Consider the following 20,380-nt stretch of genomic DNA (forward strand, 5'->3'; position numbering starts at 1 on the left):
TGGGGGAAGGCCGGGATGGGGGCCGCGCGGGAAGTGGCGTGGTCGGCGCGCGCAGCCCCCACCCCGACCCTCCCCCAGAGGGGGAGGGGGCGTCCGCTTCAAATGTTGTAGAAGTCCACCAAGGTCGGAATCAGGTCGTTCTGCAGGATGGTCTTCTTGCGCGCATACCGCCACGCGTCGCCGGCCTCCTGCACGATCTCGAATTCATAGCGCCCGAACAGCACGTCGTTGCGGCGCAGGCGCGGATGGTGCTCATGCACGATGAAGGACGCGGCCGCCACGATGCGGCCCGGCTCGGCCGACTCCACCAGCACGTTGCTCGTGCTGTGCGTGGTGCGCGGAAGCGGCATGGCCGTGACCGACTTGCGCGAGCGGATGCGCACCACCCGGTCGAGCAGCTCGTCACGCCGCGTATGCCACACCAGCGAGACCTGCCGGCGCACGTCGGTGGTGAGCGTGTCCTCGTCGATCCAGCCGGGCACCCAGTAAACCGCGTCCTCGCGGTACAGGTCCAGCCAGGCGTCCCAGTCCAGGCGGTCCAGCAGCAGGCCCTCGCGCGCGAGGTGGTCCTGGGCGATGAAGTGGGCTTCCGTGCGGTTCATCGCGCGGCTCCCTTCGCCAAACCCCGGTCCATCAGGCGCTTCCACTCGCGCCAGCCGGCCTGCAGGCAGGTCTCGTCGCCGAAGCTCACCGGGCCGTAGGCCCAGCCATCGGGCTGGATGCGCAGCTCCTGTGCGTACGGATCGCGGGGCGCCGCGGGCGCCATGCCGCGCAGGTAGCCCTGCGTCTCGCCGGCCGACGTGGCGGCGTAGCCGGCCTGGCAGTACTCGTAGATCACGTTGTCGTCGGAGCTTCCGAGCCCGGTGGGATTGAAGAAGTCCTCATAGTGGCGGATGCGCATCTCGCGCGCCTCGTCGCTCTCGCCGACGGGCGCCAGGCAGTGCGACTCCATCTCGGTGAGGTCGGGCGCGAGCGGGCGCCACACGCGCAGCTGCAGCGAGCTGATGTCCACCACCTGCAGGTTGGGGAAGATGGTGAGGTTGCGCTGGCGCAGCATCCACTTGTAGTCGTCGGGGCCGACCCGCGACTGCACCTCGGCGCGGCTGGCCGGGTCCTCCGCGATGGGGCGCACGTGCACGCGTCCCTGCTTGCGGATGGCATACATCAGCGCATGCCCGTGCGCGAAGGTGTAGCTGCCCACGGCCTCGGGCGTGGCCTCGTCCTCGTAGGTGCGGGGCACGGGCATCTGTCCGCTCTTCATGCGGTGGTTCAGCACGTCCACGTAGCCCGCGTGCGTGCTGGCGAAGTGGTAGAAGTCCAGCCCGTTCTCGAACTGGAACTTCCAGTTGGCGCCGAAGGTGTAGCGCACCTCGCCCGGCACGTACTCCATGCCCTGCGGGCCCTGGTCGGCCACGATGTCCAGCAGCCGCCGCGCGTCGCCCAGGTGCTCCTGGAGCGTGGGCACGTCGGGCGAGAGGCTGGCGAACACGAAGCCGCGGTAGCTGCCCAGGCGTGCCACCGGCTGCAGGTCGTGCGACATCTGCCCGAACTCGGGCCGGTACTGGCCGTCGCGCTCCTGGGACACGGCCACGTTGCGCCCGGCACTGTCATAGGTCCAGCCGTGATAGCGGCACACGTGCAGCTTGCGCGTGCCGGCGCGCTGCGGCGCCACAATGGCGCCGCGGTGCCGGCAGGAGTTGAAGAAGCAGTGCAGGCTGCCGTCGGCCGCGCGCGAGAGCACCACCGGCTGGCGGCCGATGTACGTCGTCACATAGTCGTGCGGATTGCGAACCTGGCTTTCCAGGCCGACGAACACCCAGGTGGATTCGAAGACGTGGCGCATCTCCAGCTCGAAGATCTCGGCGCTGGTGAAGGTTTCGCGGTGGATGCGGAAGACACCCTCCTCGGGGCGGTCGTCGACCCACCGGGCGGCGGGCGATTCGGTGGCAGCAGGCATGGGACTCCTCGGCTGGGCGTGAACCGCCAAGTCTCGTCCCGCGGCCCCGGCGGCACAATCCCCACCGTCGCGCGGATGGCTTTCGCGAACCGAGAAAGGCCGGCCTTGCGCCGGCTTTCAGGACACCAGCGCCAGATCCTTCACCATGGACACCCTCGACAACCTCCGCGCCTTCGCGCTCACCGCCCGCGCCGGCAGCTTCTCGGCCGCCGCCCGCCAGCTCGACGTGGCCACGTCGGTGGTGACCAAGCGCATCGGCCAGCTCGAGCACCGCGTGAAGGCGCGGCTCTTCAACCGTTCCACCCGCGGCCTGCAGCTCACCGAGGAAGGCCGGCAGCACCTGGCCGCCGTCGAGCGCCTGCTGGGCGAGGCCGAGGGCCTGCTCTCGGCCATGGGGCAGGCGCCGGCACGGCTGCAGGGGCGGCTGCGGATCAAGGTGCCCTCCACCTTCTCGGCGCTGGTGCTCGGCGACCTGCTGCTGCGCTTCCAGAAGAAGCACCCGGAACTGGCCCTGGAGGTCGCCGCCTTCGACCGCCCCGTCAATCCGCTGGAGGAGGGCTACGACCTTGCGCTCACCATGTCGCCGCTGAGCTATGCCGCCGTGGCCGAGCATCCGCTGGCCGCGCTGGAGCGCGTGATAGTCGCCGCGCCGCGGTACCTCCGAAAGCGCGGCACGCCACGCCACCCGCGCGACCTGCTGGGCCACGACATCCTCAACTACCAGCCCATGGGCAATGCCTGGTCCTTCGAAGGCCCGGAGGGCACTGTGTCGGTGGAGCTCTCGCCGCGCCTGGCCAGCAACGACGGCCAGCTGCTGCTGCGCGGCGCGATCGAAGGCCTGGGCATCACCGCCCTGTCCGGATTCCTGCCCGCCAGCGCGACGGCCGAGGGGCTGCTGCAGCCGCTGCTGCCGGCCTGGCGCGCGCCGGTGTTCACGCTCAAGGCGCTGGTGCCGCAGACCCGGGCCGACAGCCGCGCCGTGGCCGCGCTGGTGAGCTGGCTGCGCAGCGAACTGCCGGTCCGGCTGACGCAGGGCGCGTGAGCACTTTTGCCTGATCGAGAAAGCTGGCTGGGCACTTCCCCGGGTGTCCGGCGCGCGGGGGGCTGGTAGGCTCGGTGCTTCCGTGAGCGGTCCGGCTCCCTGCCGGCACGCTTCGAGCATCACCCGCATTCCAGGAGACTTCTTCATGCGCCAAGCCCAAGGATTCACCCGCCGCGCCACGCTCGCTGCCATCGCCTGCCTGTCGGCGGTCGCGCTGCCGGCCCTTGCCCAGCAAGGCGAAGGCAGCGGCTGGCCGCGCCAAGTGGTGAAGCTGATCGTCGGCTACCCGGCCGGCACCTCGCCCGACCTGGTCGCGCGCGCCATCTCCGATCCGCTGTCACAGCGCCTGGGCCAGCCGGTCATCATCGAGAACCGGCCGGGCGCCGGCGGCAACATCGGCGTGGACCTGGTCGCCAAGGCCCGCGACAACCACACCTTCGGCATCACCACCAACGGGCCGCTCACCACCGCGCCCAAGCTGTATCCCAACCTGCCGTACGACGTGAAGAAGGACATCCAGCCCTTGTCGCTCACGGCCACCAGCCCGCTGGTGCTGGTCACCGGCACGCAGGTGCCGGCGGACAACCTCAAGGACTTCATCGCCATGGCCAAGGCCAAGCCGGGGTCCGTCACCTACGGCTCCATCGGCGTGGGCTCGGGCTCGCACCTGACCATGGAGCTGTTCGCCAACCGCGCCGGCATCGAGGCGCTGCACGTGCCCTACCAGGGCTTCCCGGCGGTGACCAGCGCGATCCTGGGTGGGCAGATCCAGTCCGGCTTCATGGCCCCTTCCGGCGCCCTGGCGCAGGCCCGCGCCGGCAAGGTAAAGCTGCTGGGCATCACCTCGCCCTCGCGCTCCACGCTCGCGCCCGAGGTGCCGTCCATCGCCGAGGCCGGCAACATGCCCGGCTTCAGCGCCGAGCTGTGGACCGCCGCCATCGCCCCGGCCAGCATGCCGCGCCCGATCGCGCAGCGCCTGTCGCGCGAGATCACCGAGATCCTGCGCCTGCCCGAGGTGCGCCAGCGCCTCTTCGAGCAGGGCTGGCAACCGGTGGGCACGGCGCCCGAGGGCCTCACCAACCGCATCGCGGCCGACACCAAGGTCTGGAACGACGTCATCACCAAGGCCAACGTGAAGGTGAACTGAGCCTGGCAATCGGCACGCTTCTCCTTGCCGCGGCCAAGGCCTCGATGAACGGCATGCCGATCAAACACATCCGTTCGCCCTGAGCCTGTCGAAGGGCTCGCGTGGTGAGTCTCGCGCGATGGGCTTCGACAAGCTCAGCCCGAACGGTGGGACCCGACGGAGTCCGTGGATTCGCTGTTTGTTTGTTGAGAGCCCGAACGGTTGGGGCCCGCATGTCATGCCGTGCGATCGGCCACCGCTAAGCTCGCGCGCATGGACTCCCTCATCGTCGCCGCAGCGCGTGCCCTTGCGGGTGGCGACACCCTCGGTGCTCTCAAGCGCGTGGCGCTGCGCGGCGATCCGCCGGCGCTCGCGCTGCGGGGTGTTGCCATGGCGCGGCTCGGCGAGCATGGTCGCGCGCGCGAACTCCTGCGCGAGGCGGCGCGGGGCTTCGGGCGGCACGAGGCCCTGGCCTGTGCGCGCTGCGTGGTGGCCGAGGCCGAGATTGCGCTGGCGCAGCGCGAACTCGCACCGTCTACTGAGCTGGCAGCGGCAGGCGCCACGCTGCAGGCGGCGGGTGACAAGGTCAATGCGCTCCAGGCGCGGCTGATCGCGTTGCGGCGGCTCTTGCTGCTTGGCCGACTGGACGAGGCCGAAGCGGCCCTTGGCACGCTCGACACCGGCGGCGCCGCGGCCGACGCCTCCGCCCCATCCGACCTGCACGTCCCTCCTGCGCTCGCGGCCGTCGCGGCGCTCGGCGCCGCCGAGCTGGCCCTGCGCCGCCTGCGCATCGGCGCCGCGCAGGAGGCGATCGCCCGCGCGCAAGCGGCGGCCGAAGCGTCCCGGCTGCCGGAGCTCATCGCGGAGGTCGCGCAGGCACGCAGCGCCCTGGACGACCCCGCCGCGCGCTGCCTGCGCGAGGGGGACGAGCACGCGCTTCGCCTGGGCGAGGTCGCCGCGCTCCTGGAGTCGGGCGCCGTGGTCCTGGATGCCTGCCGGCGCGGACTGCGCGCCGGAGCTGCGTGGGTGCCGCTGGCGAGGCGACCCGTGCTGTTCGCCCTGGCGCTTGTGCTCGCGCGATCCTGGCCGCAGGAGGCGGGCCGCCGGGAGTTGATCGAGGTGGCCTTTCGCACCCGGCACCCGGACGAGACGCACCGCGCACGGCTGCGCGTCGAGATCGGCCGCCTGCGGCTGCTGGTGGCTGGCCTCGTCGGCATCGAGGCGACGTCCGCTGGGTTCACGCTGCGGCCCCGTGGCGGCCAGCAGATCGCGGTGCTGCTGCCGCCGGTGGAGGGCGACCCCGACGCGCTGCTCGCACTGCTGTCCGACGGTGCGGCCTGGTCCACCTCGTCGCTGGCGCTGGCACTGGGCGCGAGCCAGCGCAGCGTGCAACGGGCGCTGGCGGACCTCGAAGCCGCCGGCCGCGTGCGTTCACTGGGCCGGGCCCGCGCCCAGCGCTGGCTGGCGCCGCCGCTGGCGGGTTTCACGACGATCTTGTTACTCCCCGCTTCGCTGCCGCCTGCGTAGAAAGGCGACTGCGGCGCCGCTGTGGCGCCCCCAATCCAAGGAGCCAGCATGACACTCGCCAGCGCAGACACCCCCGCCGCACCCGCCGTCACGGCGGCGCAGGTGGTCCAGGAATGGGGTCCTTTCGAGGGCGCCGAACGCATCCACGGCATCACGCACGACGGCCGGCAGGTCTGGGCCGCCACGGGCGAGAGGCTGATCGCCATCGACCCGGCCACCGGGCGGCCCACGGGTGAACTCCCGTGTGCCTGCGACGCCGGTACGGCTTTCGACGGGCGCTACCTCTATCAGATCGCCGAGGCGCGCATCGACCGGATCGAACCGTCCACCGGCCGCGTGGTGGCCTCGATCCCCGCACCGGGCAAGGGGGGCGACTCCGGCCTGGCCTGGGCCGAGGGCAGTCTGTGGGTCGGCCAGTACCGCGACCGCCGCATCCACCAGGTGGATCCCGACACCGGCGCCGTCCTGCGCACCATCGAGTCGGATCGTTTCGTCACCGGCGTCACCTGGGTGGACGGTTCGCTCTGGCACGGCACCTGGGAAGGCGAGGACAGCGAGATCCGCCAGCTCGATCCGCGGGACGGCGCCGTGCTGCAGCGCCTGGCCATGCCGGCCGGCACCGGCGTGAGTGGCCTGGAGTCGGACGGGGAGGGCCTGTTCTATTGCGGAGGTGGCGCGAGCGGCAAGGTGCGGGTGGTGAGAAAGCCCCCGTCCGCACGCAAACACCCGTAACACCCCGCCCCGCGCGGCGCCGCGCCGGGGCAGACTGGGCCCGTCGGTTCCGCCCTGCACGCCCCATGGGAGACCCCCTTCGCCACACCCGCATCGCGCAGCTTGCCGGCTCGCCGCGCCGGCGCTACTACACCGGCGCGGACCTGCGCCGGGCGGTGGCCGTGGAGGACCTGCGGGCCATGGCGCACCGTCGCATGCCGCGCTTCGTCCTCGAGTACCTGGAGGGCGGTGCCGAGGAGGAGGCCAGCCTCGCGCGGGACCGCCTGGCCTTCGGCGACTGGCGATTCATGCCGCGCCAGCTGGTGGACGTGTCCGCGCGCAGCCTCGCGTGCGAGCTGCTGGGACGGCGCAGCGCGCTGCCGCTGGTCATCGCGCCCACGGGGCTGAACGGGCTTTTCCGCGAAGGCGGCGACCTGATGCTGGCGCGGGCCGCCGCCGCGGCCGGCGTCCCCTACGTGCAGAGCACCATGTCCAACGACCGCATGGAAGACGTGGCCCGCACGCCGGGCCTGCGCCACTGGTGGCAGCTGTACGTCTTCGGGGGCGAGGAGGTCTGGCAGTCGCTGGTGCAGCGCGCCGACGCCTGCGGCTGCGAAGCCCTGGTGCTCACCACCAATGCGCAGATCTTCGGCAACCGCGAATGGTCCCGGCGTACCCGCGCGGGCCCTGCGCGGCCCAGCGCCGCCACCGTGCTGGACGCCGCCCTGCATCCACGCTGGATCGCCGCGACGCTGCTGCGCAAGCGGGGCCTTCCGGTGTTCCGCAACGTGATCGACTTCGTGCCGCGCGAGCGCCGGGGCTTCTTCGAGACCGCGCACTGGATCCGCGAGCAGCAGCCCGAGTCGCTGGACTGGCGTTTGGTCGAGCGCATCCGCCTGCGCTGGCCACGCCCCTTTCTGCTCAAGGGCCTGCTGCATCCCGAGGACGTGCGCCGCGCCGTCGATGCGGGGGTGGACGGCATCGTCCTGAGCAGCCATGGCGGCAGGCAGCTCGACCAGACCATCGCGCCGCTGGACCTCCTTGCCGAGGCGGTCGGGATCGCGCGCGGCCGCGTGCCGATCCACCTCGCCGGCGGGGTGCGGCGCGGCACCGACCTGCTCAAGGCCCTGGCCCTGGGCGCCACCTCCGCCTGGGTTGCCCGAGCCCCGCTCTACGGCCTGTGCGCGGGCGGTGAAGCGGGCGTGCAGCGGGCGCTGGAGATCCTCGGCCAGGAGGCCTTCGACGCCATGGGGCTGTTGGGGGCGGCTTCGCTGGATGAGCTGGGGCCGGGATTGATCAGGCGGGTTTGATGGAGCCATTCGAACGAAACCCACCTTGTGCAGCGTATAGGTACGCTATACACTTCGGGCGTGCCGATCAAATCCTTCAGACACAAAGGGCTGGAAACGTTCTTCCACACCGGTTCGAAGGCGGGCATCCAGGCGGCGCACGCGAGCAAGCTGAGTCGACTTCTGGCGCGCCTGAATGCGTCCTCAAGGGCCGAGGACATGAACCTGCCCGGCTTTGGCCTCCACGGTCTGAAGGGCGACCAGGCGGGGCGTTTTTCGGTTTCCGTCAACGGGAACTGGCGCCTGACCTTCACGTTCGAAGGAGCCGACGCGATCCTGCTCGATTACGAGGACTACCACTGAGGCATTCCGGAGTTTCACCATGTCTATGCAGTTCAACCCCCCGCATCCCGGCGAAACCTTGCGCGATGACGTGCTGCCTGCGCTTGGCCTCAGTGTGACCGCCGCGGCTGAGGCGCTTCAGGTCACCCGTGCGGCGCTGTCTCGCGTCCTGAACGGGCGCGCCGCGATCTCACCCGAAATGGCCCTGCGCCTGGAGCAATGGCTCGGAACGGAGCGCGGCGGATCCGCGGCTGCCTGGCTCGCCCAGCAGGCCGCCTTCGACTTGTCGGCCGCCCGGAAGGAAGCGGCTCCGCGGATCAGGAAGATCAAGCGCCTGCCCATGTTCGAGGCCGGACACGGGCAGGCCGTGTGACTCGACCTTGGCGGGGTACCATCCGGGCATGAGGTTTATTGCATGTGTTCCGCTGCCACGGCGGGGCGTGGGTCTGGCAAAGAGACCTATTCCCCAGTAGGACTTCCGGGAACTGCCCCGCTTGCCCGATCCCGGTCGCCTGCACTATGATGCATGCCACTCACCCTGTGCATGCGATTTAATTCAGGAGACGCCGCGATGTCCTCGTCCATCAACTACAGCGAGAAGATCCCCAACAACGTGAACCTGAGCGAGGACCGCACCCTGCAGCGCGCCCTCGAGCAGTGGCAGCCGAACTACCTGCAGTGGTGGCAGGACGTGGGCCCCGAGGGTTCGCAGAATTTCGACGTGTACCTGCGCACCGCCGTGAGCGTGGACCCGCAGGGCTGGGCGCAATTCGATTACGTGAAGATGCCCGACTACCGCTGGGGCATTTTCCTGAACCCGGGCGACGCCGAGCGCAAGATCCACTTCGGCGACCACCTGGGCGAGAAGGCCTGGCAGGACGTGCCCGGCGAATACCGCGCCAACCTGCGCCGCATCATCGTCACCCAGGGGGATACCGAGCCCGCCTCGGTGGAGCAGCAGCGCCACCTGGGCCTCACGGCGCCCAGCCAGTACGATCTGCGCAACCTGTTCCAGGTCAACGTGGAAGAGGGGCGCCACCTCTGGGCCATGGTCTACCTGCTGCACAAGTACTTCGGCCGCGACGGCCGCGAGGAAGGCGAGGCGTTGCTGGAGCGGCGCAGCGGCCAGGCGGACAACCCGCGCATCCTCGAGGCCTTCAACGAGCCCACGCCGGACTGGCTGTCCTTCTTCATGTTCACCTACTTCACGGACCGCGACGGCAAGTTCCAGCTGTCCGCGCTGGCCGAGAGCGCCTTCGATCCGCTCGCGCGCACCACCAAGTTCATGCTGACCGAGGAAGCGCACCACATGTTCGTGGGCGAAAGCGGGATCAGCCGGATCATCCAGCGCACCTGCCAGGTGATGAACGAGCTCAAGACCGACGACCCGAAGAAGCTGCGCGAGGCCGGCGTGATCGACCTGCCCACCATGCAGCGCTACCTCAACTTCCACTTCAGCGTCACCATCGACCTCTTCGGCGCCGACGAGTCGAGCAACGCCGCGCTGTTCTATTCCTCGGGCCTCAAGGGCCGCTTCGACGAAGGCAAGCGCAACGACGACCACCAGCTCAAGGGCCAGACCTACCGCGTGCTGCAGGCCCGGGACGGCCAGCTCGTCGAGCGCGACGTGCCCATGCTCAACGCGCTCAACGAAGTGCTGCGCGACGACTACATCAAGGACAGCGTCGGCGGCGTCGAGCGCTGGAACAAGGTCATCGAAAAGGCCGGCATCCCCTTCCGCCTGAAGGTCCCGCACAAGGCCTTCCACCGCAACATCGGCGGCCTCGCGGGCCTGAAGGTCTCGCCCGAGGGCCGCGTGGTGAGCGAGGCCGAGTGGAACGCCAAGGTCGGCGAGTGGTTGCCCACCGACGAGGACCGCGCTTTCGTCGGCAGCCTCATGGGCCGCGTGGTGGAGCCGGGCAAGTTCGCCAACTGGATTTCCCCGCCGGCCATGGGCATCAACCGGCAGCCGGTGAATTTCGAATACGTGCGTTTCGGCTGACAAGCATGGACCAGTCCGAGATCACGCTGCTCAAGCAGCACCTGATCGACCCGGAGATCTGCATCCGCTGCAACACCTGCGAGGCCACGTGCCCCGTGGGTGCGATCACGCACGATTCGCGCAACTACGTGGTCGATCCGGACAAGTGCAACTACTGCATGGCCTGCGTGCCGCCCTGTCCCACGGGCAGCATCGACAACTGGCGCAACGTGCCGCGGGTGCAGGCCTACTCGCTGGAGGCGCAGCTCGGCTGGGACGAGCTGCCGCCCGAGCTGAGCGAGGCCGAACTGGCCGCCGCCGGTGCCTCGGCGGCCGACGTCGCCCTGGCCGAGCCGCAGGAGATGCCGCTGTCCGCCTCGGCCATGGAGCAGCCGTTCCGAAGCGCCGCCTACGGCGCCACGGTGCCGCCCTGGTCCGCCGCGCATGCCTTCACCAACCTCTACGGACCCAAGGCGGCCGAGCCCTTCGTCACCGCCACCGTCACCGGCAATGTCCGCGTGACGGAGGTGGGGCGTGATTACGACACGCACCACGTCGTGCTGGACTTCGGCCACACGCCCTTCCCGGTGCTGGAGGGCCAGAGCATCGGCATCGTGCCGCCGGGGGTGGATGGCAACGGGCGCGCGCACTTCCCGCGCCAGTACAGCGTGGCCAGCCCGCGCAACGGCGAGCGGGCCGGCTACAACAACCTGTCGCTGACCATCAAGCGCGTGCTGGAGGACCACGACGGCAAGCCCGTGCGCGGCGTCGCCAGCAACTACATGTGCGACCTGAGGGTCGGCGACAAGGTCCAGGTCACGGGGCCCTTCGGCGCCAGCTTCCTGATGCCCAACCACCCGCGCAGCCACATCGTGATGATCTGCACGGGCACCGGCTCGGCCCCCATGCGCGCCATGACCGAATGGCGCCGTCGCCTGCGCGCGAGCGGCAAGTTCGAGAGCGGCAAGCTCATGCTGTTCTTCGGCGCCCGCACGCCCGAGGAGCTGCCGTACTTCGGCCCGCTGCAGCGCCTGCCCAAGGACTTCATCGACGTGAACCTGGCCTTCAGCCGCGTGCCCGGCCAGCCCAAGCGTTACGTGCAGGACCTCATGCGCGAGCGCGCCGCCGACCTCGCGCCCCTGCTGGCCGACCCCGACGCCTGTTTCTTCGTCTGCGGCCTCAAGGCCATGGAGGAGGGCGTGGTGCTGACCCTGCGCGAGATCGCGCAGGAGGCGGGCATGGACTGGGAGGCCATCGGGCAGGGCCTGCGGCGCGACGGCCGGCTGCACCTCGAGACGTACTGAAGCGGCCTGCACTGCGAACCGGCGGTGGCTCACGCCACCGTCAGTCCGCACCCCACACGAGCGTCTCTCCTGGGCCGACCCCTGCCCCGGGCCGGGCCCACCACCATGGCGTCACTCAAACAAGGAGATGACCATGAAATTCCACCTTACCGCTGCCGCCGCCCTGCTGGCCATCGCTCCGCTCGCCCAGGCCCAGGTCACGAGCCCCAACCCGGACTCGCGCACGACGCCGGCCGAGATCTCCCGCGGCGTCCCCGCCGTGGACGTGGACACCCGCACCAGCGCCGGCTCGGCCACCAACGCCGTGCCGGGCGTGGACGTGGACGTGGGCAACCCCGCTCGCAACCGCGTTCCCCTGGTGGACGACACCCGCCGCGCCGGTGCCGCCGGCACCATGCGGGACGAGCAGCGCATGGGCGCCGGCGCCGACACGCAGCTCGGCGCCGACCAGCGCGCGGGGATGCGCGCCGACCGCAACTAAGCTGGGCGTTTCGCATTGATCAAGGCCCTCCCCGCCGGGGAGGGCTGCCTCAGCCCGCCGGCTTCCCCTCAGCCCCTCGGACGCCTGCCGCCACCAGCTCGCGGTACCTCGACGGCGTCTGCCCGACCTGCCTTGCAAAGAATTTGCTGAAGTACGCCGCGTCGTCGTAGCCCAGCTGCGCCGCCACCTCGGCCACCGGCATGGGTGTGTAGGCGAGCAGGCGCCGCGCCTCCAGCATCAACCGCTCGTGCAGCATCTGCTGCGCCGACAGGCCCGACACCTTGCGGCAGCTTCGGCTCAGGTGGTCGGGCGTCACCTGCAACGCCTCGGCGAAGAAGGCCAGCGAGTGCTGGCCCCGGTAGTGCGCCTCGACCAGCGCGAGGTAGCGCTGCACCAGCGTGTCGCGCACGCCCCGTCGGGTGCCTTCACCGCCCTGCTGGTCGCGCCGCCGCAGGCACTGCACCGCCAGCAGCGTGGCGCAGGCCAGCAGGGCGTGCACGCGGCCGGGCCGCTGCTCGCGGAACTCCTCGCCGATGCTCGCGAACAGGGGCCCGAACACCGCCGGGTCGCAGGCTGGGGACGGCAGCACGAACGAGGTGGCGAGGCCGCTGTCCGCGAGGTTCGATCCGCCCAGCAGCTGCAGCAGCGTGGCGCTCGGCAGCGTGACCTGGTGCCCGGTCGCGCCGGGGCTGTAGCGAAAGCCGTGCACCGTCCCCGGCGCCAGCACCAGCAGCGACGGGGCCACGGCCTCCAGGGGGTGGCCATCGACCGTGCCCGAGATCGCACCGTGCTCCAGCCACTGGAACTGATGCAGCCCCTCGTGCCGGTGGGCCGGAATCGTCCAGTCCAGCACCTGCGCGCGCACTGCCACCATCTCGTAGTGCAGGCAGTCGTCCGGCTGGAAGTGGCGCACCTCCCGGAACGGAACGAGCAGCAGCGGCGCATCGGTGGGTTTCACGGCGGCGTATTCTGCGCCTGCACGCTGATGCCGGAAAACTACCCGTCGTCGCACGATCCGTCCCTGGCAGGCGGCGCCGGGCTCGCGCACCATGCGCGGCACCCAGCGACCACCAGGAGACAAGACCATGGACAGGAGACAGTTCGTCGCCGCGGCCGCCGCCGTCGGCGCCTTCGGCATCACCCGCACGGCCGCCGCCCAGGCCTCCGGCAACGCGTTCATCTTCTCGGGCTTTCCCGCCGGCGGCATGGGCGACCAGGTGGCCCGTCCCCTGGCCGAGCGGCTGCGCGGCAAGTACGCGGCCAACGTGCTGGTGGAGGCCAAGGTGGGCGCGGGCGGGCGGATCGCCGTCGAGCACGTCAAGCGCGCCAGCCCCGACGGGCTCACCATCCTGCAGATCCCGAGCTCGCCCATGGCGCTGTACCCCAACACGTACCGGAAGCTCACCTACGACCCGCTGGCCGATTTCATCCCCGTGACCAGCACCGTCACCTACACCTTCGTGCTCACGGCCGGGCCGGGCCTGCCGGCGGAGGTCCGCACGCTGGCCGACTTCCTCAAGTGGGCCAAGGCGAATCCGAAGCAGGCGAGCTACGGCATCCCGGCCGCGGGCTCGGCGCTGCACTTCACGGGAATGATGCTGGAGAAGGCCTCGGGCGTGCCGCTGCAGGCGGTGCCGTACAAGGGCGGCGCGCCGCTCCTGGCGGACGTGCTGGGCGGGCAGATCCCCGTGAGCATCAGCGTGCTGGGCGAGGTGCTGCCGCACGTGCGCTCGGGGCGACTGCGCGCCCTGGCGGTCTCCAGCGGACAGCGTTCGCCCTTCCTGCCCGACGTGCCGACGATGGCCGAGCAGGGCTTCAAGGACATCGCGGTGCAGGAGTGGCTCGGCTGGTTCGTTCCGGCCCGCACGCCGGCCGAGACCGTGCAGCGCCTGAACACGCTGGTGCGCGAGGCCATGCAGGCGCCCGAGTTCGTCGAGGCGCTGGGCAGGAACGGCCTGCAGCCCCTGCACCAGTCGCCCGAGGAGTTCGCGCGCATGGTGCGCGCGGACCTGCAGCGCTGGGGCCCCATCGTCAAGGCCACCGGCTTCAGCGCCGAGGAGTGACATGGCCCTGCGACTGAACGGCGCCCAGGCGCTGGTGCGCCTGCTGCTGGCCGAGGACGTGCGGCAGGTCTATGGCGTCGTGGGCGGCAAGCTGGGGCCCTTGCTGCAGGCCATCGCGCAGCACCCACGGCTCGGCTTCCTCGGCCTGCGGCACGAAGCCGCGGGGCCGATGATGGCCGCCGCCTGCCACGCCGCCACCGGCCGCATGGCGGTGGCCCTCGCGGAGATGGGCCCGGGCGGGCTCAACCTCGCCTCGGGCCTGGGCGTCGCCTGGGCCAACCACCTGCCGCTGCTGGCCCTCACCACCAACCAGAACCGCGCCGCGTGCTATCCGCACAGCGGCATGTTCATGGACCTGGACACGGTGGCCGTCACGCGCCCCGTCACGAAATGGAATGCCGTGGTGCACGACGCGCGGCGCCTGCCGGAACTGGTGCGGCGCGCCTTCCGCGAAGCCCTCTCGGGCCGGCCGGGGCCGGTGCACCTGGACATCCCGAACGACGTCCTCACGCAGGACTGCGAGTTCGCGCACGACGAGTTCGAGCTCTCCCCGGAGCGCTACCGCGCGAGCGGCCGCATGCGGCCGGATGCCGGCGGCGTGGCGCAGGCGCTGGCCCTGCTGCGCGAGGCGCGCCGGCCGCTCGTGGTCGCCGGCGGCGGCGTGGTGGCGAGCGGGGCGGGCGAAGCCCTGCGCGAGATCGCGCGCCGGCTGCGCGCGCCGGTGGTACCCACGCAGATGGCGCTGGGCGTGGTGCCCAGCGACAGCCCGCACTTCATCGGCCACGGCGGGCTCATCGCGGGCCAGCCGGTGCGCAGCGCGTTCGAGGAGGCCGACGTGATCCTCGCCGTGGGCTGCCGCTGGTCGTCCTGGATGTGGGACGAACAGGGGCCGTTCGCGCGTCGTTCGCACCGCACCATCGCCATCAACCTCGACCCCTCGGCCCTCGGCCACCCGGCGGTGCACGAGGTGGGCCTGCAGGCGGACGCGCGTGCGGCGCTCGCGGACCTGCTCGCGGGCTGGGACGAGGGCGTGGGCGCAGGCGTCGATGCCGGCTGGCTCCTGGGCGCGCGCGCCGGGCGCATGGCCTACGAGGCGCGGCTCTCGGCCCTGGCCGACGAAGGCGACGACGGCGAGGCCATGCACCCGGCGGCACTGGCCCGCGCCATCGCGCGCGCGCTGCCGGCGGATGCGCTGGCGGTGTACGACGGCGGCCACACCAGCTTCTGGAGCAACGACTTCACGCCGGTGCGGGCCGAACGCACGCGACTGCATGAACCCGGCATGAGCCACCTGGGCTTCGGCACGCCCTATGCCCTGGCCTTGCAGCAGCTGAACCCGGAGCGGCCGGTGGTGCAGATCACCGGCGACGGCTCCTTCGGTTTCACGCTCGCCGAGCTGGACACTGCGCGCCGTTACAAGCTGCCGGTTCTCACCGTCGTCCACAACAACCAGGCCTGGGGCATCATCCGCCAGGGCCAGAAGGCGGCGCTGGACTTCGAGCTGGGCACCGCGCTGGAGGACACCGACTACGCCGCCATCGCGCGGGGTTTCGGCTGCCACGGCGAGCGCCTCACGCAGGTGGCGCAGGTCGCGCCGGCCATCGCCCGCGCGCTGGCCTCGGGCCTGCCTGCGGTGCTCGACTGCCGCACCCGCTTCGTGCCCCATCCCGCGATGCCGATGTTCGGCCGCATGAACCGCTTCGGCTTCGACGCCCTCACACGCCTTCCCTGAAGCCTCCTGGAGACCCATGTCATGAAGACCATCCGCATGCTGATCGGCGGCGAGTCCACGGACGCCGCCTCGGGCGCCTACTTCGAGCGCCGCAATCCGCTGGACGGCAGCGTCGCCACACGCGCGCCCGCCGCCTCGGCGCAGGATGCGCAGCGCGCCGTGCAGGCCGCCGCCAAGGCCTTTCCCGCCTGGGCCGCGATGGGTCCCGGCGAGCGCCGGGCCCTGTTGAACAAGGCCGCCGCCGCGCTGGAAGCGCGCACGCCGCAATTCGCCGAGGCCATGGCCGCCGAGACCGGCGCCTCGGCGGCCTGGGCCGGCTTCAACGCGCACCTGGCCGCAGGCATGCTGCAGGAGGCGGCGGCGCTGACGACCCAGGTGGGCGGCGAGGTCATTCCCTCGGACGTGCCGGGCAGCATCGCCATGGGCCTGCGCGTGCCGGCCGGCGTGGTGCTGGGCATCGCGCCCTGGAATGCGCCCGTCATCCTCGCGGTGCGTGCCCTCGCCACGCCGCTGGCCTGCGGCAACACCGTGGTGCTCAAGGCCTCGGAGCTGTGCCCGGCCACGCACGGGCTCATCGTCGAGGCGCTGCAGGAGGCGGGCCTGCCGCCGGGCGTGGTCAACTTCGTGACGCACGCGCCGGAGCATGCGGCGGAAATCGTGGAGGCCATGGTGGCCATGCCGGCGCTGCGGCGGGTCAACTTCACGGGCTCCACCCGCGTGGGCAAGCTCATCGCGCAGACCTGCGCCAGGTACCTCAAGCCCGCCGTGCTGGAGCTGGGCGGCAAGGCACCCTTCCTGGTGCTGGCCGACGCCGACGTGGAGGCGGCCGTGAACGCCGCCATCTTCGGCGCCTTCGCCAACTCGGGGCAGATCTGCATGTCCACCGAGCGCCTCATCGTGGACGAGGCCATCGCCGACGCCTTCGTCGCCCGCCTGGCCGAGCGCGCCAAGGCGCTGCCGCTGGGCGACCCGCGCCGCGGGCCGGTGGTGCTGGGTTCGGTGGTGGACCGTGGCACGGTGGACCGCTGCAACGCGCTGATCGACGACGCCCTGGCCAAGGGCGCCAAGCTGGTGTGCGGCGGCAAGGCCGACAGCACGCTGATGCCCGCCACCGTGCTGGACCACGTCACCGCCGACATGCGCATCTACCACGAGGAGAGCTTCGGGCCGGTCAAGCCGGTGGTGCGGGTGCGCGGCGTCGATGCGGCCGTGGCCTGCGCAAACGACAACCCCTACGGCCTGTCCTCGGCGGTGTTCAGCCGGGACCTGGGCGCTGCCTTCCAGGTCGCGCGGCAGATCGAGTCCGGGATCTGCCACGTCAACGGCCCGACGGTGCACGACGAGGCGCAGATGCCCTTCGGCGGCGTCAAGGAGTCCGGCTACGGACGCTTCGGCGGCCGCGCCGGCATCGACGCCTTCACCGAGCTGCGCTGGATCACGCTGCAGACCACGCCGCGGCACTATCCGTTCTGAGCGATGCTCGGGCTTCTTCCACCATCCGTCATCCAGGAGCTTTCGTGACCCTCACCCTGCAGCAAGCCAACCAGATCATCGCCGGCGCCCTCGCCAAGTCGAAGGCCAGCGGCTTCAAGCCCATGGGCGTGGCCGTGATCGACGCGGCCGGCAACCTCAAGGCCTTCCAGAGCGAGGACGGCGCGAGCATGTTCCGCTTCGAGATCGCGCGGGCCAAGGCCTGGGGCTCGGTGGGCATGGGCGTCAACAGCCGCGTGCTGGCCCAGCGTGCCAAGGACAATGCCACCTTCATGGTCTCGCTGGCCGCCGTGGGTGAAGGCCGCTTCGTCGCCCAGCCCGGCGCGGTCCTGATCAAGGACGCCGAAGGGAATGTCCTCGGGGCCGTGGGCGCGAGCGGCGGCACGGGCGACGAGGACGAGGCGATCTGCCAGGCGGGCGTGGAATCGGCCGGCCTGGTCGCGGGCTGATTCGAGGCGCGCCAGCAGGGGGACTGCTGCGCGCTTAGCATGTCGGGTCCTCGTTCATCCGACCATCACCCGACATGAAGCCCGTCCTCCAGACCCTGATCTGCAGCACCCGTCCCGGCCGCGCCGGCCCCGCGGTGGCCCGCTGGTTCCACCAGGCCGCCAGCGACATCGGCAGCTTCGAGACCGAACTCGTCGACCTCGACGAGTTCAAGCTGCCGGTCTTCGACGAGCCCGAGCACCCGCGGCTTCGCAAGTACCACCATGAGCACACCCGCCGCTGGTCCGCCTCGGTGGGCCGGGCCGACGCCTTCGTGTTCGTGCTGCCCGAGTACAACTACAGCCCGCCGCCCTCGCTGCTCAACGCCATGGACTACCTGGTGGCCGAGTGGAGCTACAAGCCGGTGGCCTTCGTGAGCTATGGCGGCGTGGGCGGGGGCCTGCGCGCCATGCAGGCCGCGCGCCTCATGACCGCCAACTTCCGCATGGTCCCGATCCAGGAGGCGGTGCCGGTCTTCAACTTCCGCGAACAGATCGGCGCCGACGGCGTGTTCACTCCCAGCGAGCCGCAGCGCAAGGCGGTCGGCCCGCTGGTGGCTGAACTGCACAAGCTGGTCGGCGCGCTCAAGCCGCTTTACGCCCCGCCGAGCGCATAGCCTCCTGGCGCGCGAACTGGTCGGCGGCGAACGCCCAGGCCAGGCGCGAGGCGTCGGGTCCGCTCGGGTCGCTGTGGGTCACGCGGCTGCCGCCGCTCCAGGCGTGGCCGAGCCCGGTGATTTCCACCAGCCGGGCGACGGTGCGCGAGCGTGCTGCCTTGTAATCGGTCACGGTCATGGGGTAGCGCTTGCCGCGCTGCACTTTCCGACCGGTGCCCGGGCGGGCACCCGCGGCCTGCGCCCAGCCCTGCACCGCAGCCAGCGCATTGCGCGTGTCCACGATGCGGTCGCTGCTGCCATGGATCACGAGCAGCGGCGGCCAGGCCGCCGCTGCCTGCACGGGTGCCTCGATGCCTTCGTTGACCGAGCCGCGCATCGCGCGCAGCGCGCCCATCGTCGAGTCGGCGCTCCCCGGTGGCACGCCCGAATGCATGACGACCGCGCGCACGCGAGCGGGGTGGCGCGTGGCCAGCAGCGCCGCCAGGCTGGCGCCGGCCGACAGACCCGCCACCGCCACCTGTTCGCGGTCGCCTCCGTGCAGCAGGCAGGCCTGGTCGATCGCGTTCAGCACCAGATCGACCTCGCCGAAGGCACGGCCGTTGCGCGTGTCGAACCAGTTCCAGCATCGCTGCTGGTTGGCCATGCGGTCCTGCTCCGGGTAGAGGACCAGGAAGCGCTCGCGCGCCGCGAGCTGGTTCATGCGCGTGGCGATGGCGAAGCTCTCGGCATCCTGGCCGCAGCCATGCAGCATGACCATGAGCGGAAGGCGTTCGCCCGCGGCCATGCCTGACGGGCGGAACAGGCGAAAGCGCCGCATCCCGGCCATGCCCATGCTCACGCCGGCGATCCAGGCGCCGTCACCGGGTACCGCACGGGCGCGTGTGCGGGCGGGCGGCGAAAAAGCTGCCGTGACGCTCGGCGCCGCCAGGCGCGAGAGGGTCAGGAAGTTGCGTTCGAGCGTCTTGGCCCAGGTGTGTCGTCGGCGTGGCATGGCGTGCCGACGCATTCTGGGGGCCGCAGGGGCGCGGGCCTGTCGGACCGAAGCGCGTGCTGGGAAGTTGCAGATAGCACGCGGGCTCCGTTCGCCCGAGGCTGGCGAATGGCTTCGACAGGCTCAGCCCGAACGGTTCGGGATGGGCTCGCCTGCAGCCCGCCTCCGTTCGCCCTGAGCTTGTCGAAGGGCTTCTGCAGCGACGGCCCGGACGGGGCGGTACGGTTATTCCGCCTTCGCGCCGGTGTCCTTGATCACCTTGCCCCAGCGCGGGATCTCCGAGCGGATCCAGGCGCCGAACTGCTCGGGCGTGGTGGCGACCACGTCGAACTCCATCTCGCGCAGGCGCTGGGTGACTTCCGGACTGCGCAGGATCTTCACCAGCTCGCGGTGATAGCGGTCCACGATGGGCCGGGGCGTGCCGGCCGGCGCGAGGAAGCCGATCCAGGACGTGGCCTCGAAGTCCTTGTAGCCCAGCTCGTTCAGCGTGGGCACGTTGGGCGTACTCGGAAACCGCTGCAGGCCGCTGGAGGCCAGGAGCTTGAGCTTGCCTTCCTTCACGAACTGCTGCACGTTGCCCGGCACCAGGAAGGCTGCCTGCACGTTGCCGGCAAGCAGGTCGGTCACGGCCGGCCCCGCGCCCTTGTACGGCACGTGCGTGATGTTGAAGCCCGCCGCCGACTTGAGCATCTCCATGGTCAGGTGCGAGGCGCTGCCCACGGCCACCGAGGCGTAGGAGTACTTGTTCGGATCGGCCTTGGCCTTGGCCACCAGGTCCTGGACGCTGTCGATGCCCGCGTTGGGGTTGACGACCAGGTACTGCGGTGCCTTCACGGCCAGCGTGATCGGCTGCAGGTCCTTCACCGGGTCGTAGGGCATCTTCTCGAACAGGGTCGGGTTGATGGCCAGCGGGCCGTTGTAGCCCACGAGCAGTGTCAGGCCGTCCGGCGCCGACTTGGCCACCTGGTCGGCGCCGATGTTTCCGCCCGCGCCGGGCTTGTTCTCCACCACCACCGGCTGCCCCAGGGCCTCCTGCAGCTTGGGCGCCACCAGTCGGGCCAGCACGTCGTTGGTGCTGCCGACGATGGGCACGACGATGCGCACCGGGCGGCTGGGCGCCCACTCGGCGGCGTTGCCCGGTGCGGGCGCCTGGGCCAGGGCGCCCGTGGCCAGCGCGCCGGCGGCCAGGGCGAGGAGGGTGCGTCGTTGGACCTTGTTCATGCTGTCTCCTTTTGAAGTGT

20 protein-coding genes are annotated in these 20,380 nt (G+C 71.0%); 15 read left to right on the forward strand and 5 right to left on the reverse strand.

Annotation, left to right across the window (positions count from 1 at the left end; translation table 11 throughout):
- Nucleotides 1-98 precede the first annotated feature (98 nt).
- Together EZ242_RS07600 and EZ242_RS07605 are read right to left on the reverse strand one after the other, a co-directional pair.
- Complete coding sequence (locus EZ242_RS07600; protein WP_135284536.1) at nucleotides 99-602, reverse strand: aromatic-ring-hydroxylating dioxygenase subunit beta; 504 nt, start codon at nucleotides 600-602, stop codon at nucleotides 99-101.
- On the reverse strand, nucleotides 599-1,957 hold the full coding sequence (locus EZ242_RS07605; protein WP_135284537.1) for an aromatic ring-hydroxylating oxygenase subunit alpha: 1,359 nt from the start codon (nucleotides 1,955-1,957) through the stop codon (nucleotides 599-601). The genes EZ242_RS07600 and EZ242_RS07605 overlap by 4 nt, the downstream gene beginning before the upstream one ends.
- 145 nt (nucleotides 1,958-2,102) lie before the next feature.
- On the opposite strand from EZ242_RS07605, the gene EZ242_RS07610 reads away from it, so the two are divergent.
- The 10 genes from EZ242_RS07610 (at nucleotide 2,103) to EZ242_RS07655 (ending at nucleotide 11,760) form a co-directional block, all read left to right on the forward strand.
- Nucleotides 2,103-2,999, forward strand: coding sequence for a LysR family transcriptional regulator (locus EZ242_RS07610; protein WP_135284538.1), 897 nt, complete (start codon nucleotides 2,103-2,105; stop codon nucleotides 2,997-2,999).
- A gap of 145 nt (nucleotides 3,000-3,144) precedes the next feature.
- On the forward strand, nucleotides 3,145-4,146 hold the full coding sequence (locus EZ242_RS07615; protein ID WP_135284539.1) for a Bug family tripartite tricarboxylate transporter substrate binding protein: 1,002 nt from the start codon (nucleotides 3,145-3,147) through the stop codon (nucleotides 4,144-4,146).
- A gap of 252 nt (nucleotides 4,147-4,398) precedes the next feature.
- Nucleotides 4,399-5,652, forward strand: coding sequence for a helix-turn-helix domain-containing protein (locus tag EZ242_RS07620; protein WP_135284540.1), 1,254 nt, complete (start codon nucleotides 4,399-4,401; stop codon nucleotides 5,650-5,652).
- 48 nt (nucleotides 5,653-5,700) lie between these two features.
- A complete protein-coding gene (locus tag EZ242_RS07625; RefSeq protein WP_135284541.1) occupies nucleotides 5,701-6,384 on the forward strand; it encodes a Vgb family protein in 684 nt (227 codons plus the stop codon).
- Nucleotides 6,385-6,449: 65 nt separating this feature from the next.
- Nucleotides 6,450-7,673, forward strand: coding sequence for an alpha-hydroxy acid oxidase (locus EZ242_RS07630; RefSeq protein ID WP_135284542.1), 1,224 nt, complete (start codon nucleotides 6,450-6,452; stop codon nucleotides 7,671-7,673).
- A gap of 60 nt (nucleotides 7,674-7,733) precedes the next feature.
- Nucleotides 7,734-8,015 (forward strand): type II toxin-antitoxin system RelE/ParE family toxin, encoded by a 282-nt coding sequence (locus EZ242_RS07635; protein ID WP_205960617.1) that lies wholly within the window; start codon nucleotides 7,734-7,736, stop codon nucleotides 8,013-8,015.
- Between the two features lie 19 nt (nucleotides 8,016-8,034).
- The gene (locus EZ242_RS07640; protein ID WP_135284543.1) at nucleotides 8,035-8,367 is read left to right on the forward strand and encodes a HigA family addiction module antitoxin; all 333 of its coding nucleotides are present in this window, start codon (nucleotides 8,035-8,037) and stop codon (nucleotides 8,365-8,367) included.
- A gap of 198 nt (nucleotides 8,368-8,565) precedes the next feature.
- Nucleotides 8,566-9,996 carry a benzoyl-CoA 2,3-epoxidase subunit BoxB gene (gene boxB, locus EZ242_RS07645; RefSeq protein ID WP_135284544.1) on the forward strand — a complete coding sequence of 477 codons (1,431 nt, stop codon included), beginning with the start codon at nucleotides 8,566-8,568 and terminating at the stop codon, nucleotides 9,994-9,996.
- A 5-nt stretch (nucleotides 9,997-10,001) separates the two neighbouring features.
- On the forward strand, nucleotides 10,002-11,279 hold the full coding sequence (gene boxA, locus EZ242_RS07650) for a benzoyl-CoA 2,3-epoxidase subunit BoxA (RefSeq protein ID WP_135284545.1): 1,278 nt from the start codon (nucleotides 10,002-10,004) through the stop codon (nucleotides 11,277-11,279).
- Between the two features lie 133 nt (nucleotides 11,280-11,412).
- Nucleotides 11,413-11,760, forward strand: a complete 348-nt coding sequence (locus EZ242_RS07655) for a hypothetical protein (protein WP_135284546.1) — start codon at nucleotides 11,413-11,415, stop codon at nucleotides 11,758-11,760.
- 49 nt (nucleotides 11,761-11,809) lie between these two features.
- On the opposite strand, the gene EZ242_RS07660 is transcribed toward EZ242_RS07655, so the two are convergent.
- Nucleotides 11,810-12,718 (reverse strand): helix-turn-helix domain-containing protein, encoded by a 909-nt coding sequence (locus EZ242_RS07660; RefSeq protein ID WP_167784687.1) that lies wholly within the window; start codon nucleotides 12,716-12,718, stop codon nucleotides 11,810-11,812.
- A 127-nt stretch (nucleotides 12,719-12,845) separates the two neighbouring features.
- Here EZ242_RS07660 and EZ242_RS07665 point away from each other — a divergent pair, with 127 nt between their 5' ends.
- The 5 genes from EZ242_RS07665 (at nucleotide 12,846) to EZ242_RS07685 (ending at nucleotide 18,148) form a co-directional block, all read left to right on the forward strand.
- The gene (locus EZ242_RS07665) at nucleotides 12,846-13,823 is read left to right on the forward strand and encodes a Bug family tripartite tricarboxylate transporter substrate binding protein (RefSeq protein ID WP_167784688.1); all 978 of its coding nucleotides are present in this window, start codon (nucleotides 12,846-12,848) and stop codon (nucleotides 13,821-13,823) included.
- Between the two features lies 1 nt (nucleotide 13,824).
- Nucleotides 13,825-15,555 (forward strand): thiamine pyrophosphate-binding protein, encoded by a 1,731-nt coding sequence (locus EZ242_RS07670; RefSeq protein ID WP_135284549.1) that lies wholly within the window; start codon nucleotides 13,825-13,827, stop codon nucleotides 15,553-15,555.
- 21 nt (nucleotides 15,556-15,576) lie between these two features.
- Nucleotides 15,577-17,028 carry an aldehyde dehydrogenase gene (locus tag EZ242_RS07675; protein ID WP_135284550.1) on the forward strand — a complete coding sequence of 484 codons (1,452 nt, stop codon included), beginning with the start codon at nucleotides 15,577-15,579 and terminating at the stop codon, nucleotides 17,026-17,028.
- Between the two features lie 44 nt (nucleotides 17,029-17,072).
- The gene (locus EZ242_RS07680) at nucleotides 17,073-17,495 is read left to right on the forward strand and encodes a GlcG/HbpS family heme-binding protein (RefSeq protein ID WP_135284551.1); all 423 of its coding nucleotides are present in this window, start codon (nucleotides 17,073-17,075) and stop codon (nucleotides 17,493-17,495) included.
- A 74-nt stretch (nucleotides 17,496-17,569) separates the two neighbouring features.
- A complete protein-coding gene (locus EZ242_RS07685; RefSeq protein WP_135284552.1) occupies nucleotides 17,570-18,148 on the forward strand; it encodes an NADPH-dependent FMN reductase in 579 nt (192 codons plus the stop codon).
- Here the strand turns inward: EZ242_RS07685 and EZ242_RS07690 are convergent.
- Both EZ242_RS07690 and EZ242_RS07695 read right to left on the reverse strand, forming a co-directional pair.
- Nucleotides 18,117-19,139: an extracellular catalytic domain type 1 short-chain-length polyhydroxyalkanoate depolymerase gene (locus tag EZ242_RS07690; RefSeq protein ID WP_205960618.1), complete on the reverse strand. Its 1,023-nt coding sequence runs from the start codon at nucleotides 19,137-19,139 to the stop codon at nucleotides 18,117-18,119. The two genes, EZ242_RS07685 and EZ242_RS07690, sit on opposite strands and share 32 nt — an antisense overlap.
- A 225-nt stretch (nucleotides 19,140-19,364) precedes the next feature.
- Nucleotides 19,365-20,360 (reverse strand): Bug family tripartite tricarboxylate transporter substrate binding protein, encoded by a 996-nt coding sequence (locus tag EZ242_RS07695; RefSeq protein ID WP_135284554.1) that lies wholly within the window; start codon nucleotides 20,358-20,360, stop codon nucleotides 19,365-19,367.
- Nucleotides 20,361-20,380: the final 20 nt, after the last annotated feature.

The sequence above is a fragment of the Ramlibacter rhizophilus genome (assembly GCF_004681965.1).
Taxonomy (GTDB): domain Bacteria; phylum Pseudomonadota; class Gammaproteobacteria; order Burkholderiales; family Burkholderiaceae_C; genus Ramlibacter; species Ramlibacter rhizophilus.